General features: G+C 73.5%; 9 protein-coding genes. 6 read left to right on the forward strand and 3 right to left on the reverse strand.

Annotation, left to right across the window (positions count from 1 at the left end; genetic code table 11):
* Positions 1-132: 132 nt before the first annotated feature.
* From AC069X_RS13110 to AC069X_RS13130, 5 genes are all read left to right on the forward strand, one after another.
* The gene (locus AC069X_RS13110; protein ID WP_478728019.1) at positions 133-2,055 is read left to right on the forward strand and encodes a hypothetical protein; all 1,923 of its coding nucleotides are present in this window, start codon (positions 133-135) and stop codon (positions 2,053-2,055) included.
* A 218-nt stretch (positions 2,056-2,273) separates the two neighbouring features.
* A complete protein-coding gene (locus AC069X_RS13115; RefSeq protein ID WP_478728021.1) occupies positions 2,274-3,170 on the forward strand; it encodes a metal-dependent hydrolase in 897 nt (298 codons plus the stop codon).
* Positions 3,167-4,210 carry a PDR/VanB family oxidoreductase gene (locus AC069X_RS13120; RefSeq protein ID WP_478728023.1) on the forward strand — a complete coding sequence of 348 codons (1,044 nt, stop codon included), beginning with the start codon at positions 3,167-3,169 and terminating at the stop codon, positions 4,208-4,210. Before AC069X_RS13115 ends, AC069X_RS13120 begins: the two co-directional genes overlap by 4 nt.
* Positions 4,211-4,265: 55 nt before the next feature.
* Positions 4,266-4,973: a TetR/AcrR family transcriptional regulator gene (locus tag AC069X_RS13125; RefSeq protein WP_478728025.1), complete on the forward strand. Its 708-nt coding sequence runs from the start codon at positions 4,266-4,268 to the stop codon at positions 4,971-4,973.
* A 70-nt stretch (positions 4,974-5,043) separates the two neighbouring features.
* Positions 5,044-5,568, forward strand: coding sequence for an N-acetyltransferase family protein (locus AC069X_RS13130; protein ID WP_478728027.1), 525 nt, complete (start codon positions 5,044-5,046; stop codon positions 5,566-5,568).
* 121 nt (positions 5,569-5,689) lie between these two features.
* Here AC069X_RS13130 and pulA read toward each other — a convergent pair whose 3' ends face one another.
* From pulA to AC069X_RS13145, 3 genes are all read right to left on the reverse strand, one after another.
* Positions 5,690-11,095: a pullulanase-type alpha-1,6-glucosidase gene (pulA, locus tag AC069X_RS13135; protein WP_478728029.1), complete on the reverse strand. Its 5,406-nt coding sequence runs from the start codon at positions 11,093-11,095 to the stop codon at positions 5,690-5,692.
* Between the two features lie 40 nt (positions 11,096-11,135).
* Complete coding sequence (locus tag AC069X_RS13140; RefSeq protein ID WP_478728031.1) at positions 11,136-12,881, reverse strand: carbohydrate-binding module family 20 domain-containing protein; 1,746 nt, start codon at positions 12,879-12,881, stop codon at positions 11,136-11,138.
* Positions 12,882-13,528: 647 nt separating this feature from the next.
* Positions 13,529-14,293 (reverse strand): alpha/beta fold hydrolase, encoded by a 765-nt coding sequence (locus AC069X_RS13145; protein ID WP_478728033.1) that lies wholly within the window; start codon positions 14,291-14,293, stop codon positions 13,529-13,531.
* A gap of 146 nt (positions 14,294-14,439) precedes the next feature.
* Here AC069X_RS13145 and AC069X_RS13150 point away from each other — a divergent pair, with 146 nt between their 5' ends.
* Positions 14,440-14,694, forward strand: a complete 255-nt coding sequence (locus AC069X_RS13150; RefSeq protein WP_478728035.1) for a hypothetical protein — start codon at positions 14,440-14,442, stop codon at positions 14,692-14,694.
* The last annotated feature ends 341 nt before the right edge of the window (positions 14,695-15,035 follow it).

A 15,035-nucleotide genomic window follows, 5' to 3' on the forward strand; every position in this document is an offset into this window, starting at 1 on the left:
CCGGACGGATCGCCCGGGGGCCGTCGACGCGGCACGCCGGCAACCCGCCGCGTACACCTCGGCACCCGGAATTCGCCCGAACGGGTGCGCGAAGACGGGTGACCATCCGACGATTCCCTCGTTCTGCTGAACGTGACTGCGCCGGATACCGCCACCCGCCCCCTGCCCCCCGACGTCGAGCAGGCCGAGGCCGCCATCGTCGAGCACTACCCGCGGCTGGTGCGGCTGGCCTACCTGGTGCTGCCGCCCTCCCTCGGCCGCAACCGGCGGGTGCTCACCGCCCATTCGCTGACCCAGCGGGCGCTGCCGCGCGGGCGGCGGGGCGCCGACCCGGCGGCCGTGCAGGGCGGGGTGCCGGCGCAGCGCGGCGGGCTGGGCGGGCCCGAGTCCGGTTACGCGTACGTCCGGCTGCGCGTGCTGCGCTCCGCCCTGGAGGCGGGGATCCCGCTGACCTTCAAGGCGCTCCCGCTGCGCGGGCAGCTGCCCGCGCTGCTGCCGCAGGTCTGGGGGCTGCGGCTGTTCCCGCGCGCGGGCGGGGCCGAGGAGCTGGCCCTTGACCAGTGGCTGGCCACGCTGAACGGCCCCGGCCGCGCGGCCTGCGTGCTGCGGGCGCTGGAGGGGCTGGACGGGCCGGAGGTGCTCAGGGTGCTCGCGGAGGCAGGGGTCGCCGACCCGGCGGCGGCGGTCGCGGAGTCGGGGGATCCGGCGCACGACGGCCTGTTCGCCTCCCCCGAGTTCGACCCCTGCGTGCTCCAGGCCCGGCCCACCGACCTGCTGCGGCGGCGCCGGTTCGCGCGGGCCGGACTGGCCGCCGCCGCCGCGCTCGCGGTGTGCGGGGCGCTGCTGGCCCTGCCGGGCGGCGGCTGGGGCTCGGACGGGCCCTCGGCCCCGCTGTACGCGCGCAACGCCGCGGCGGAGCAGGCCCTGGACCCGGCGCAGCTGGTGCGGGTCGCGCCGGCGGTGTGGCGTACGTCCTCCCGGACGGACTACTCCGCCTGGCCGGCGCGCGGCGACCGCGTCCAGGACGCGGAGCTGCTGCGCCGGGCGCTCGCGGTGTGGGCCCGGCCCGGCAAGGAGGTGGTGGTCTCGGCGACCCCGGGCAGCCCGTCGGGGCCGCCGATGGGGCCGGCGCAGCTGCTGTTCGCGGGCACGGTCGACCAGGCGGTGGTGGTCCTGCTGTACGACGGGCTGCGCGTGGTCCGGTACGCCGAGCCGCGCAACGGCACGGCGGGCGCCGCCCTCGACTTCGCCCGGACCGACGGGGCCACGGCGGACACGGCGACCGCCCTGGTCCTCAGCCGCGTCGACGGCAACGTCCGCTACCTGACGGCCCCCTGGGTGACCGGCGCCGCCCTGCGCGACCTGCTCAAGCCGGGCGAGCAGGCGGCCGCGCTGAAGCTCACCCCCGACGGGGTCACCCCGCCGGTGCTGGGCCCCGCCCCGAACGGCGACTGCACCAGCTGGAGCGCGCTGTCCCTGACCGGGGACGGCGCCACCCGGCTGGTGACCGACTTGGGCGAGCTGACCGCGGCCCGGCTGACCTCGGGCGCACCGGGTGCCGCGCGGGACGTGACGGAGGCCGCGGAGCTCGGGGAGTGGTCGAAGACGGCGTGCCTGCTGCCGTCGGTGCGCTCGCACGGGGTGCGTTCCGTCAACGCCTGGACGTACGCGAAGCAGCCGCTGCCCGAGGGCGACGGGACGGCCACCTGGCTGTGCACCCGGGCCGAGACCTGGCAGGGCACGGCGGACCGGGTGCAGGCCCAGTTCCTGGCCCCGGGTGCGCCGCTGGCGGCCCAGGCGGCCAAGGCGGAGGGCTCCCCGGCGTGCGGGCCGCGCGAGCCCCGGGTGCTGGCCGGGGTGCTGTGGAAGTCCCGCGCGGGGCAGTGGTACGTCCTGGCGGCGGGCAGCGCGCAGTTCGCGTCGCTGTCGGCGTCGGGCGCGGGGGTGAGCGGGAGCGCGCACGGCAACCGGCTGGCCCTGAAGGCGCCGGAGGGCGCGCAGGTGGACCTGACGGGGAAGCTGACGGACGGCAGCAAGGCCGGGGTGCTCCGCTAGGTTTGGCGGGGTCGGGCGGGGCGGGCTGGGGTGCGGCGCGTCCGCCTCGGGCCGCGGGCCGTGGGTGGCTGAGCGCGCGGTTCCCCGCGCCCCCGGGGTGGTGTGCGGGTCGGCCGGGGCCGGTCGCGCGGTTCCCGGCGCGCCTGTCGGACGCCTTCGGGCGGATTCGGCGGCGCCGGGGGGTTTTCCTGGCGGGTACCCGTCAGTACATTGACGCCATGTCTAATAGGCCGCCCGCCCCCGCCCCCGTGGCGTCGGAACACATAGACCTCGAACCCCGCGACGTGTCCTTCTCCTGGGAGGACACCCCGCTGCACTGGCTGCCCGGCGAGCCCTTCGCCGGGCACACCATCAACGTGCTGCACCTGCTGCTGCCCGCCGGTGAGCGCTGGTTCGTGCACGTGTACAAGCAGGCCCTCCCCCACATCACGGACGACCGGCTGCGGGCGGACGTCATCGGCTTCATCGGCCAGGAGGCGATGCACGCCGCCGCGCACGACGACGTGCTCCCCCACCTCAAGCGCCTCGGGCTGGACCCCACGCCCTACACCGCCCAAGTGGACTGGATGTTCGAGAAGCTCCTCGGCGACCGCACCTTCCCCCCGGGCCGGGCCCGCAGGTGGTGGCTCATGGAGCGGGTCGCGATGATCGCCGCGATCGAGCACTACACCGCCTTCCTCGGCAACTGGGTGCTCAACGCCAAGGAGCTCGACCGGCGCGGCGCCGACCCGATGATGCTGGACCTGCTGCGCTGGCACGGCGCGGAGGAGGTCGAGCACCGCTCCGTCGCCTTCGACCTGTTCATGCACCTGGACGGCAGCTACCGCCGCCGGGTGCGGACCTGGGCCGGCGGCTTCGCCGCCCTGCTCTTCCTCTGGCAGCGCGGCGCCCGCTTCTTCGTCGAGAACGACCCCCAGCGGCCCGGCGCCAAGGCCTCCTACGGGCAGTTCCTGCGGGCCGGCCGCCGGGGCGTCCTCCCCTCGGCCGGGGCGATGGCACGGTCCATCCCCACCTACCTCTCCCGTACGTACCACCCCTCGCAGGAGGGCTCGACCGCCCAGGCCCGGGCCTACCTGGCCTCCTCCCCCGGCGCCAACGGCGGGGTGCGGCCGTGAGGCGGGCCCTGGCCGTCACGGCGGTGGCGGGGGCCGCCGTCCTGGCCCGGCGCGCGGTGCTCAAGCGGATCGGCCGCTCCCCGCTGTGGCCGCTGCCGGCCCTGGAGAACCCGGTGTCGGGGTACTCCCCGCGCCGCGCGCTGCACGCCGTGGTCGTCTCGCGCACCGAACCGGCCGAAGGGGTGCTGCGGCTGGTGCTGGAGTCCGGCGAGCTGCCGGCCTGGACCCCGGGCGCGCACGTGGACCTGACCCTGCCCTCGGGGCTGGTGCGCCAGTACTCGCTGTGCGGGGACCCGTCCGAGGCGGGGCGCTGGACGGTCGCGATCCGGCTCGTCGAGGACGGCCGGGGCGGCTCCCGCGAGGCGCACGAGCAGCTGGTGGAGGGCACCGAGGTGCGGGTACGGCCGCCCCGCAACCGGTTCGAGCTGGAGCCCGCGGCCTCGTACGCGTTCGTCGCGGGCGGCATCGGGATCACCCCGGTCCTGCCGATGCTCCGCGCGGCGACCGCCGCCGGCGCGGACTGGACCCTGCTGTACGGGGGTCGGTCGCGCGCCTCGATGCCGTTCCTGCCCGAACTCGCCGCCTACGGGGACCGGGTGACCGTCGCCGCCGAGGACGAGACGGGCCTGCCCGACCTGGCCCCGCTGGCGGGGATCCGGCCCGGCACCCTGGTCTACTGCTGCGGCCCCGAGCCGCTGATGCGGGCGGTCACCGAGGCCGTACCGGATCCGGGGGCGGTCCGCCTGGAGCGGTTCGCCGCGGCGGCGCCCGCCGAGGCGAAGCCCTTCACGGTGGAACTCGCCCGCACCGGCGGCGTCGTCGAGGTCGCGGCGGACGAGACCGCGCTGACGGCGGTGCGCCGGGCGCTGCCCAACACCCCCTACTCCTGCGGGCAGGGCTTCTGCGGGACCTGCCGGCACCGGGTGCTGGCGGGCCGGGTGGACCACCGCGACGAGCTCCTCACCGACGGGGAGCGCGCCGGGTCGATGCTGCTGTGCGTCTCCCGCGCGGACGGGGACCGGCTCGTACTGGACCTGTAGCGACGCGCGCCTTCACCCGTACGGCCCACGCCCGCCCGGGAAGTAGGGTGTCGGCATGACAACCGGGGTGCGACGCAGGATGGGTGTCGAGGAGCGGCGGCAACAGCTGATCGGGGTCGCCCTGGAGCTGTTCAGCAACCGCTCCCCCGACGACGTGTCGATCGACGAGATCGCGGCGGCCGCCGGGATATCCCGCCCGCTCGTCTACCACTACTTCCCGGGCAAGCTCAGCCTGTACGAGGCCGCGCTGCGGCGGGCCGCCGACGAGCTGGCGGCCCGGTTCGCCGAACCGCAGGAAGGGCCGCTGGGCGCCCGGCTGCTGCGGGTGATGGGCCGGTACTTCGCGTTCGTCGACGAACACGGGCCCGGTTTCTCGGCGTTGCTGCGCGGCGGTCCGGCGGCGGGCAGCAGCCGGGCCAACGCGATGATCGACGAGGTCCGGCAGGCCGCGTACGAGCAGATCCTGTTCCACATCGGCGTGCAGGAGCCGCCGGCCCGGCTGGAGCTCGTCGTACGGTCGTGGGTGTCGCTGGCCGAGTCCACCGCCCTGCTGTGGCTGGACGGCCGGCGGATCCCCCGGGGCGAGCTGGAACTCCAGCTGGTGCACGACTTCGCGGCGCTGGCGGCGGTGAGCGCGGCGTACGACGCGGAGATGGCGGGGATCCTCGTACGGATCCTGGCGGACGAACCGGCCGACGGGCCCTTCGGGGAACTGGTCGGACGGCTGGCGGCGCTCGTGCCCGGGTCCCCGCGGGACGAGTAGGCGGGTAGGCGGGTAGGCGGGTGAGCGGGTAGGCGGGTGAGCGGGCGGCTCGGCTGGCGATAATGCCCGCGTGATCATTGACGACGGGATGTTGTTCCGGGCGGCCGGGGAGAAGGACGCCGGCACGCTGGTGGAGCTGTACGACCAGGCCGCCCGGTGGATGCGCGGCCAGGGGATCGACCAGTGGAAGCCGGGCGAGAAGGACGCCGGGCACTTCCGCCGGGTCATGCGCGACGGCGAGGTCTGGCTCGCGGAGGACGCCGACGGGCGGGTCGTGGGGGCGTACGAGCTCTGGTGGTCCGACGAGGAGGCCTGGGGCGTCCAGCCCCCGGTGGCGGGATACGTGCACCGGCTGATGGTGGAGCGCGAGGCCGCGCCGTCCGGGGCGGGGATGCGGATCCTGGAGCACGCCGAGTACCGGATCGCCCGGACGGGCCGGGAACGGGCACGGCTGGACTGCGTGTCCACCAACCCGAAGCTGCTGGCGTACTACCGGGCAGCGGGCTACCGGGTGGTCGGCGAGTTCCCGTCGAAGGAGGGCAAGGACGGCCGGGTGTACGGGGTGATCCTGCTGGAGCGGCGCCTCGACGTCTGAGGCCCGGCCGCCGGACGGAAGCCGTACGCGTCCGGGACTGACCGCCCGGGACGCGCACAACGCGCGGCGGCGGTGCCGGAGTTCCTCCTCCGGCACCGCCGTTCTTGCTTCCGGGTGGTGCTCAGCCGCGCTTGAACACCGCGACGGTGCGCGCCGGGACGGTGAAGCCGCCCGTCGCCGCGTCGTACGCCGACCGCTTCACCGCCGGGTCCGACCCGCCCGCCTGCACGGGGTGCAGGGCGTAGCCGGTGCCGGCGAGGGCGGGGACCAGCTGGTGCCCGTCGGCGGGGGTGGCGTTGAAGACCACCACCAGGTCGCCCAGGGCCATGGTGAGGACGCCCGGGGTCTCCTGCGGTCCGGAGAGCGGGAAGGACAGCCGCTGCTGCACCTCCTCGGCCGTGGTGAGCGCGAAGGCGGCTTCCGTCGTACGGATCCTCAGCAGGTCGCGGTAGGCGGCGGAGGCGCCGTTGATCTCCGCGCAGCCGGGGGCCGGGCCGCTGAGCAGGGGCTTCGCGTAGGGCCACTTGGCGCGGTTGTCGGCGGCGGGCGGCAGACCCCGGCCGAAGCCGTTGCCCGCGCGGCAGTCCCAGTGCAGGGCGTTGAACCAGTCTCCGCTGTCGTAGGAGTTGCGGTCCAGGGACTTCGAGCGGAGCAGGTCGGTGCCCGCCTGGGAGAGGGCCGGGCCCTGGGAGAGGGCGGCCGTGGCCATCGCCAGGACCTGCATGCGGGCCCGGTCGGCGGTGGAGGTGCCCGCGGGCAGCTTGTAGGCCAGGGCGTCGTACAGCGACTCGTTGTCGTGGGCGTCGGCGTAGGCGAGGGCGTCGCCCGGGGCCGCCGCGTAACCGGCGGGGGCTCCGTTGTAGTCCACCTCGGAGCCCTTGGTGCGGCGGCCGGTGGAGTCCGTGAAGGCGTACCCGGCCAGGTTGCCGGAGAGGCCGACCTTCAGCAGGTCCTGGGCGTGCAGCAGGCGGGTGCGCTGCTCGGCCGGGGTGCCGTTCGCCGGGGAGGCGTTCGGGTCGGTGAACAGGCCGGAGGCGAAGCCCTGCACCCGGGGGTCCTCGTCGAAGGGGCCGCCGCCGCGCACGGCGTCGCGGGCGCGGTCGGAGAAGGTGGCGATGCCCGTGCCGGCCATGTTCTTCTGGGTGGCCTGGACGAATCGGGCGTCGTCGGCGACCTCGCCGAAGTTCCAGCCCTCCCCGTAGAGGACGATCTCCTTGCCGTCGACCCCGTCCTTGGCGACGGTCAGCTCGTCGAGGGCCTTGCGGACGGCCAGGATGTTGGCCTTCGGGTGGTGTCCCATCAGGTCGAAGCGGAAGCCGTCGACCTTGTACTGCCGGGCCCAGGTGACGAGGGAGTCCACGACGAGGCGGCCCATCATGGCGTTCTCGGGTGCGGTGTTGGAGCAGCAGGTGGAGGTGGCGACGGAGCCGTCGGCGAGGAGGCGCTGGTAGTAGCCGGGGACGATGCGGTCGAGGACCGACTTGTCCGACTGCCCGGCGGCGACGGTGTGGTTGTAGACCACGTCCATGACGGTGCGCAGGCCGGCGCCGTTCAGCGACTGGACCATCCTGCGGAACTCGACCGTGCGGGCGGTGCCGTTCGGGTCGCCGGCGTACGAGCCCTCGGGGACGGTGTAGTGCAGCGGGTCGTAGCCCCAGTTGAAGCCGTCCTTCGCGGCGGCCGCGGCCACGCAGGCCTGCTGCTCCTCGGAGTCCGGGGCGTACGGCCTCAGGTCGCAGGCCGGTTCGGTGCGGTCCTTCGGGTTCTCCGGGACGGTGCCGAAGTCGAAGGCGGGGAGCAGGTGGACGTAGGAGGTGCCGGCGGCGGCCAGTTCGCGCAGGTGGCGCATGCCGGCGGATCCGGTGTCGGTGAAGGCGAGGTACTGGCCGGGGTGCTTGCTGGTGGCGTCCGCGATGGAGAAGTCGCGGATGTGCAGTTCCTGGATCTGGGCGCCGGTGAGGGGGACGGGCGCGGGCTTGCGCAGTTCCTTCCAGCCGGGCGGGGCGAGCTTCGGGTCGGCCAGGTCGACGGCGAGGCTGTGGGTGGAGTCGGTGGTCAGGGCGGTGGAGTAGGGGTCGGTGACCAGGTTGCGGACGATCTGGCGGGTGCTGGGCGCCCAGACGGTGACGGCGTAGCGGTAGGGCTTGCCGGTCCAGGAGCGTTCGCCGCGCACCGACCAGACGCCGGTGGTGTCGTCGCGGCGCATGGGGACGGCGCGGCCGTCGATGTCGAGGGCGACCTGCTGGGCGGTGGGGGCCCAGACGGAGAGGGTGGGGCGGCCGTCCTTGAAGACGGGGCCGAGGGGGCTGTTGTTGGCGTACAGGTCGTCGAGGACGCCGGCGAGCTGGACGCCGGTGGCGGCGAGGACGGCGCCGTTGGCGGCGCGGGCGCTCGCGACGAGCTGCCCGCGCAGGGCCTCCCGTACGCGGTCGCGGTCGCGGGGGTCGACGGCGTAGGCGCCGTACGCCGACAGGTGCGGGAACTTCTGCTTCTGGGCGGGGGTGAGGGCGGAGCGGTTCAGGCGCAGCCACTGGGCTCCGGCCTCGTGCAGGACGCCGTTCGCGGTGGTGATCCGGCCGTCGCGGGAGGCGAGGAGCTGGAGGGAGGCGGCGGTCTGCGGAGCGTTCCAGGCGAGGGTGTCGCGGTCGATCCAGACGGCCTCGGCCTTGGTGAGGTCGAGGGCGGCGGAGGAGCCGGCGGGCTGCGGGAGGAGGTACTTCTCGCGGCCGCCGAGCATCCACACCTCGTGGCCGGTGGCCTTCAGGTCGAGGGACTGGTCGGCGGGGAGGTCCTTCTCGTCGCCCTTGTGGAGGATGTAGCTCAGGCTCGTGGCGCCGGGGGCGAGGGGGACCTCGTAGACGGCGCCGTAGGAGTCGGTGCGGGCGGGCATCAAGGGCTTGGACCAGTCGGTGGGGGTGGCGGCGCCGGTCCACACGTGCAGGCCCCAGCCGTCGTGGGCGCCGTCGGCGCGCTGGTAGTGCAGTACGGCCTTGGACCGGTCCTGCGGCGGGTGGGCGGGGCGGTCGGTGCGGGCGGGTTCCTTGCCCTGTTCGAGCCAGATCTCGCCGGTCCGCGTGACGTCGAGGGTGCGGTCGGCGGCGACGTCCTTGTTGCCGTCCTTGTCGATGACGAGGTAGCCGATGCTCGACGCGCCGGGCTTGAGGCGGACGTACGCGAAGGCGCCGTAGGCGTCGCGGCCGGTGAAGGGGTGCCCCTCGGGCCAGGGGGTGGCTTCGCCCTCGGCGAGGTCGCCCCAGGCGTACAGGCGCCAGTTCGTGTAGTCGCCGTCGGGGCGGTTGTAGTGGACGACGGCGTAGTCGCGCTGGGTGGCGGTGGGGGGTGTGGGCGGCGGGGTCTGGCCGGTGACGGACGCGGCGAGGGCGGAGGCGGTGCGGCCCGCGGAGTCCACGGCGACGGCCTTGTAGCGCAGGGGCGTGCCGGCCGGGGTGGCCGGGTCGATGGCCTGGGTGACCTTGTAGGGGGCGTGGTCGGCGGAGCCGAGGACCTGCCACTTGCCGGTGCCGGTCTGCGCGGCGAACACGACCCGGGTGAGGGCGCCGGGGCCGCCGCCGGGCGTGAGGTCGGCGGACAGTTCGACGGTGCCGGTGGCGCCCGGGGCGGGGGCCTTGAGGGTGAGGCCGGGCTTCGCGGCGGGGGCGGGCAGGGGGGTGGTGGCCCGGAGGACGACCGTGCCGAGGGCGGGCAGGTCCAGGGTGAGCTTGCCGGCCGGGGAGGCGGTGACGGGGGCGGGGGCCGCGTAGGGGGTGCCGCCGGGGCCGGTGGCTCCGTACAGGGGGAGGTAGGCGGTGCCGGGCGGGGCGTCGACCTCGACGGTGCGGGCGGTGCCGCTGTTGTTGGCGGCGACCAGGTACTCGGTGCGGGCCTTGGGGTCGGTGCGGGCGAAGACGTACGCGGAGCCGTCGGCGAGGCGCTCGCTCTGGATGCCGTCGCGCAGGGCCGGGTGGGCCTTGGTCAGCTTCGAGAGAGCACTGATCTGCAAGTAGACCGGGTGCTCCGGATCGTAAGCGTCGCTCTCGTGCGTGCGCGCCGTTCCGAGCTGGTCGTCGTCCAGGTAGTCGGCGACGCGGGTGGCGAAGAGGGGCGCGCGGGCGTCCTTGTCGCCGCCGGAGCCGGTGAAGCCCTGCTCGTCACCGGAGTAGATCACCGGGTTGCCCCGTGAGAGGAACATCAGCTCGTTGGCCAGCCGGTGGCGGTCGAGGAGCTCCCGCTCCCCCGCGCCGGGCCGGTCCTGCTTCAGGAAGGAGGCGAAGCGGCCCATGTCGTGGTTGCCGAGGAAGGTCACCTGCTCGTAGGCGTTGGCCTTGTCGGTGGTGTACCGGTAGTCCTCGGCGAGTACGGAACCCAGCCGGCCGGCGGGCGCGCCCTGGGAGGCGTAGGCGCGGACGGCGTCCTGGAGCGGGAAGTCGAGGGTGGCGTCGAGGCGGCCGCGGGTGACGTACGGGGAGGTGACGGCGGTGTCGGCGGAGTAGACCTCGCCGAACATGAAGAAGTCGGGGCGTCCGCGCTGGGCGGCGTACTTGTCGAGGGCGGTGGCCCACTGGGTCCAGAAGCCGGTGTTGACGTGCTTGACCGTGTCGATGCGGAAGCCGTCGATCTCGTAGTCCCTGACCCACTTCTCGTAGATCTTCTCCATCCCGCTGACGACCTCGGGGCGCTCGGTCCACAGGTCGTCGAGGCCGGAGAAGTCGCCCTGCCCGGAGGACTCCCCGGCGAAGGTGGACTCGCCCCGGTTGTGGTACATCGCGGGGTCGTTGAGCCAGCCGGGGACCTTGAGGTCCTTCTTCTCCTCCGGCACGAAGGGGGTGCGGGGGAAGGAGCGGGCGGCGTCGACGGCCGGGAACTTCCCCTTGCCGCCGGCGCGGCCGTCGCCGTACTCGGAGTCGTCGAAGGGGACGCCGTCCTTCGTCAGGTAGGGGAAGGCCCCCTTCGACAGGTACTCGTGCGAGCCCTCGCGGTAGTCGACGACGTCGGCGGTGTGGTTGGTGATGACGTCGAAGAAGACCTTCATCCCCTTGCGGTGCGCCTTGTCGATGAGCCGTTCCAGGTCGGCGTTGGTGCCGAAGTGCGGGTCGACCTGGGTGAAGTCGGTGATCCAGTAGCCGTGGTAGCCGGCGGATGCGTCCTTGCCCTCGCCCTGCACGGGCTGGTTCTTGAAGATCGGCGCCAGCCAGATGGCGGTGGTGCCGAGCCCCTTGATGTAGTCGAGGCGGTCGGTGAGCCCCTTGAGGTCCCCGCCCTGGTAGAAGCCCTTGTCCGTGGGGTCCAGGCCGGTCTGCAGGCGTCCGCCGGTCAGCCCGCCCCGGTCGTTGCGCGGGTCGCCGTTGGCGAACCGGTCCGGGAGCACGAAGTAGAACTGCTCGCGGGTGAGGTCGTGCCGGGCGGGCTCGGCGGCGAGCTTCGCGTCCGGCGGCGGTGCCGGGGCCTGCGCGGCGGCGGCCGCGGGGAGGGCGGGCAGGAGCGTCACGGCCAGGGCGGCGGCGAGGGCTCCTGCGGCGGGGCGTATCAAGGGGTCTCTCCTCGGAGTCGGGCGGAGGTGCCGGGGCGTGTCAGTTGCGCCAGGTGTCGGTCAGCGTGACCGTGCCGTTGGCCGGGACGGTGGCGTTGCGGTTGGCCCCGCTCTCCCAGGTGACGTTCCCGGAGGCGTCCTTGCGGACGTACTTGTAGGCGAAGGAGGTCCCGGCCGGGAGGGGGACGTCGAGCTTCCAGACGGGGTAGGCGGCGGGGTCGAGCTTGAGGGCGGCGGAGGTGTTCCAGCCACCGAGCTCGGGGCGGTCGCCGATGACGTGGACGTCCTGGCCCGGGACGGTGGTGGCGTTGACGGCGAACGAGGCCCCGGCGGCGGCCGACGGCGCGCAGGTACGGGCGCCGACGTGCAGGGCGAGGGCGGTCTGCGGCTGGAGCGTCGCGGTGAACCGGCCGGCGGAGTCCACGGTCACGGTGCGCGTACCGCCGCTCTGCACATCGCAGTAGGTGCCGGCGGGGAGGGAGGTCTGGAAGGTCCGGGTCAGTGCGCCCGCCTCGTGGTTGACGGCGACGTACGCCTTGGCCCCGCGTCCGAAGGCGATCCGGTCGGCGCCGTTGTCCCACCAGTCGGTGACGCCCTGCCCGCGGGCGGCGTTGCGGAAGCCGACCATGGAGGCGATCTCCGGCCAGGCGTGCTGGCACTTCCACCCGTCGGAGTAGCAGGCGTTCACGGTGCCGCCGTTGGGCGGGCCGGCGTCCTTGTCGGTCCACTCGTACCCGGAGTGCACGTCCGGGGATCCGTAGGGCCAGGCCAGCATGAACACGCTGGCGAGGGTGTAGTCGGAGCCGTTCTTGTAGCTGAGGGTCTCGCCGTTGCGCTCGGTGTCGTGGTTGTCGACGAACACCCCGGACTTGCCGGAGGCCATGTACCCCCATCCCTCCCCGAAGTTCTTCAGGTAGGCGAGGTTCTCGCTCTGGAAGACCCGCTTCAGGTCGCGGGCGTACCGGAACTCCTGCACGTCACCGGACGGCAGGTACTCGGCCGGGTCGACGGCCTCCCCGGCGCCGTGTATCGCCTCCTGCTTCCAGTACACGGAGGGGTTGCTCAGCCGGGACTTGATGTTGGCGAGGTCGGCGGCGGGCATGTGCTTGGCGGCGTCGATCCGGAAGCCGTCGACGCCGAGGGAGAGCAGGTCGTTGAGGTAGCCGGCGATGCGCCCGCGTACGTAGTCCTCGCCGGTGTCGAGGTCGGCGAGCTTGACGAGCTCGCAGTTCTGGACGTTGCCCTTGTCCTGGTAGTTCGAGATCTCGGCCCGGCAGTCGTCCATGTCGGCGCCGGAGTAGATCCCGGGGTAGGAGTACTTGCCGTACGCCGACCCGCCGGTCCCGGTGAACGTGGCGCCGGAGTCGGCGGGTCCGGCCATGTGGTTGATGACGGAGTCGGCGACGACCTTGACCCCGGCGGCGTGGCAGGTGTCGACCATGGCCTTGAAGGCGGCCCGGTCACCGAGCCGCCCGGCGATCTTGTAGCTGACGGGCTGGTACGAGGTCCACCACTGGGACCCCTGCACGTGCTCCTGCGGCGGCGACACCTGCACGTACCCGTACCCGGCGGGCCCGAGGCTCCCGATGCACGCCTTGGCGACATCGGCGAACCGCCACTCGAACAGCACGGCGGTGACGTCCTTCTCCCCGGGCGGAACCGCCGCGGCCTGCGGCGCCTGCGCGGTGAGCGAAGCGGCGACGAGCGCCGCCACGACCAGCGCGGCCCTGCGGGCGGGGGTGGGTGCGGTGGGGGCGGATCTGGCGGATCGAGCGGATCGAGCCATGTGGGGGTCCTCCTGGCGGGAAGGCGTGGGGGGTTGCACGCGACCGTAGGGGGCGGCCAGGAGTGTTGCAAGAGCTTGCGCAAGAGATTGCAGAATTGTTTCCGCGGGGCGGGCGCACTGCGGAGCGGGGACGACGGAACGGCGTCCAACTGGACCGCATCAGGGAGGGTATGGGGGTTTCCCGTCAGTCCCATCGTCGTTCCGTGTCGTGCCGGTCCGTCAAGGGCGCTCACTGCGTTCGCGTCACTTCGTGATCGCCTTCGGCGACCCTTGACCGACCGTCCCGCCCCGGAAAGCCGAAAGACTGCCGGGAAACCCCCAAAAGAACGGTCACGGGGGAGAGGAGGGAGGGGCGGGTCTGTCATGGACGAGACGAGGGACCGGGGGCCGGCCCGCCGGGCATCCGGGCCCTCAACAGCCGAGATCCGGGACCACAGGGCCTCCTACCTACAAGGAAGGACGACAGGACCACCCTGCGGACCACCCAAGCGCGGCAGATCGCTACGCGCTCCTCATCGATTGGCGTCCTGCGACCGTCCGGGGCTGATGTCCCCGGCAGAGGACGAGCGGCCAGGCACGAGCGATCGCTCCACGTCGTCACGGGCTGATCAGCCCGTGACGGTGGGGCGTACCGAGGGGATGAGGGCTTAGCGGGCCAGGAAGGGGGTGAGCTGCGTCGCCAGCTCGGTGGGCGCGTCGAGGGCGATGAGGTGGGCGGCGGTGGGGAATTCGACCAGGGTCGCGCCGGGGATCTCGGAGGCGTAGCGCCCTGCGATGTCCTGGAAGTCCGCGACGTCGAGCTTTCCGACACCCACCAGTGTGGGAACGGAGATGGCGGCGAGGTCGCCCCGCTCCGGCCCCTGCCCGTGCTCGTCGCGGACACCCATGTTCACCAGCGACGTGCGCATCGGCTCACGGACCCGGTCGGCCAGACCGGCTGCGACGTCCGCCCACTGCCGGGCCGGTCCGCGCAGCCACATGTCCAGGTTGACCTGCGTGGCGGCATCCACGTCGCCGGCGGCCAGGGCCGCCGTCTCCGCCGCGTCGTACGCGTGCATCTCCGCGGACCAGTCGTAGCCGGGCCACGGCGCGGCGAACAGCGCCAGGGAGTGCACCCGGCCGGGATGGGCGAGGGTGAAGTCCACGGCCACGCGGCCGCCCCAGGACGCGCCGACCAGCCGGACGCACTCGTGGCCGAGGTGGTCCAGCAGGCTCCGCAGGTCGTCGATGTCGCTGTACGGGCCCGTCGGCACCGCGGACGCGCCGAAGCCCCGGAGGTCGTACCGGATGACGGTGTACCGCTCCGCCAGGACGGGCACGACCCCGTCCCACATCCGGCGGTCCGCGACACCGGCGTGAACGAGCACGACGGGCGGCCCGTCACCGGCGACATCGTAGGCAAGTGTGATCATCCGCAGATGCTTGCACGGGCCACCCAACAAGGGGAAGGGTTGCGGGCATTGGAGTGAACGACCGTTCCCGGCGGCCCTCTCCGGCGTTGGACCGGCCGACGCGCGGATCGAACCAGCGCGTCCCTCCATTGATCCTTAGGGGAGTCATGCGCATTCGTTCTGCTGTCACCGCGTCCGTCCTGGCCGCCGGCATCCTGCTGGGCGGGGCCGGTGCCGCCCTGGCCGACGACGGAGTCGACATCGACTACTTCAACGGCGGGCGCAAGGCCCACTCGTCGAACTGTTCCTCGTTCGCCGCGGTGCCCCACAACCTCCCGGCGTTCGCCGGCCCCGTCTACCACTCCAGCTGCCTCAAGGAAGGCGACAAGGAGTGGGCGAAGGGCCACCACATCGGCGCCTGACCCGATGCCCCGGGCGGCCCGAGCCCTACGCCGGGCCGCCCCCGGGCCTCCGTCCGCAATGCCTCCGCCACAGGCGCTGCGACGCACGTCGGGTAGCGATCTGCCGCGCCTGGGTGCTCCGCAGGTCGCTCTGATCGACCTTTCCTGCGGGTAGCCGCGGCCCCGGCCCTGGCGGCAGGGATCAAGGGGCCCGGATGCCCGGCGGGCCGGCCCCCGGTCCCTCGTCTCGTCCATGACAGGCCTGTCCCTCCCTCTTCTGCCCCGTGACCGTTCTTTTGGGGGTTTCCCGGCAGTCTTTCGGCTTTCCGGGGCGGGCCGGTCGGTCAAGGGTCGCCGAAGGC

The organism is Streptomyces sp. NPDC043896 (genome assembly GCF_056435605.1).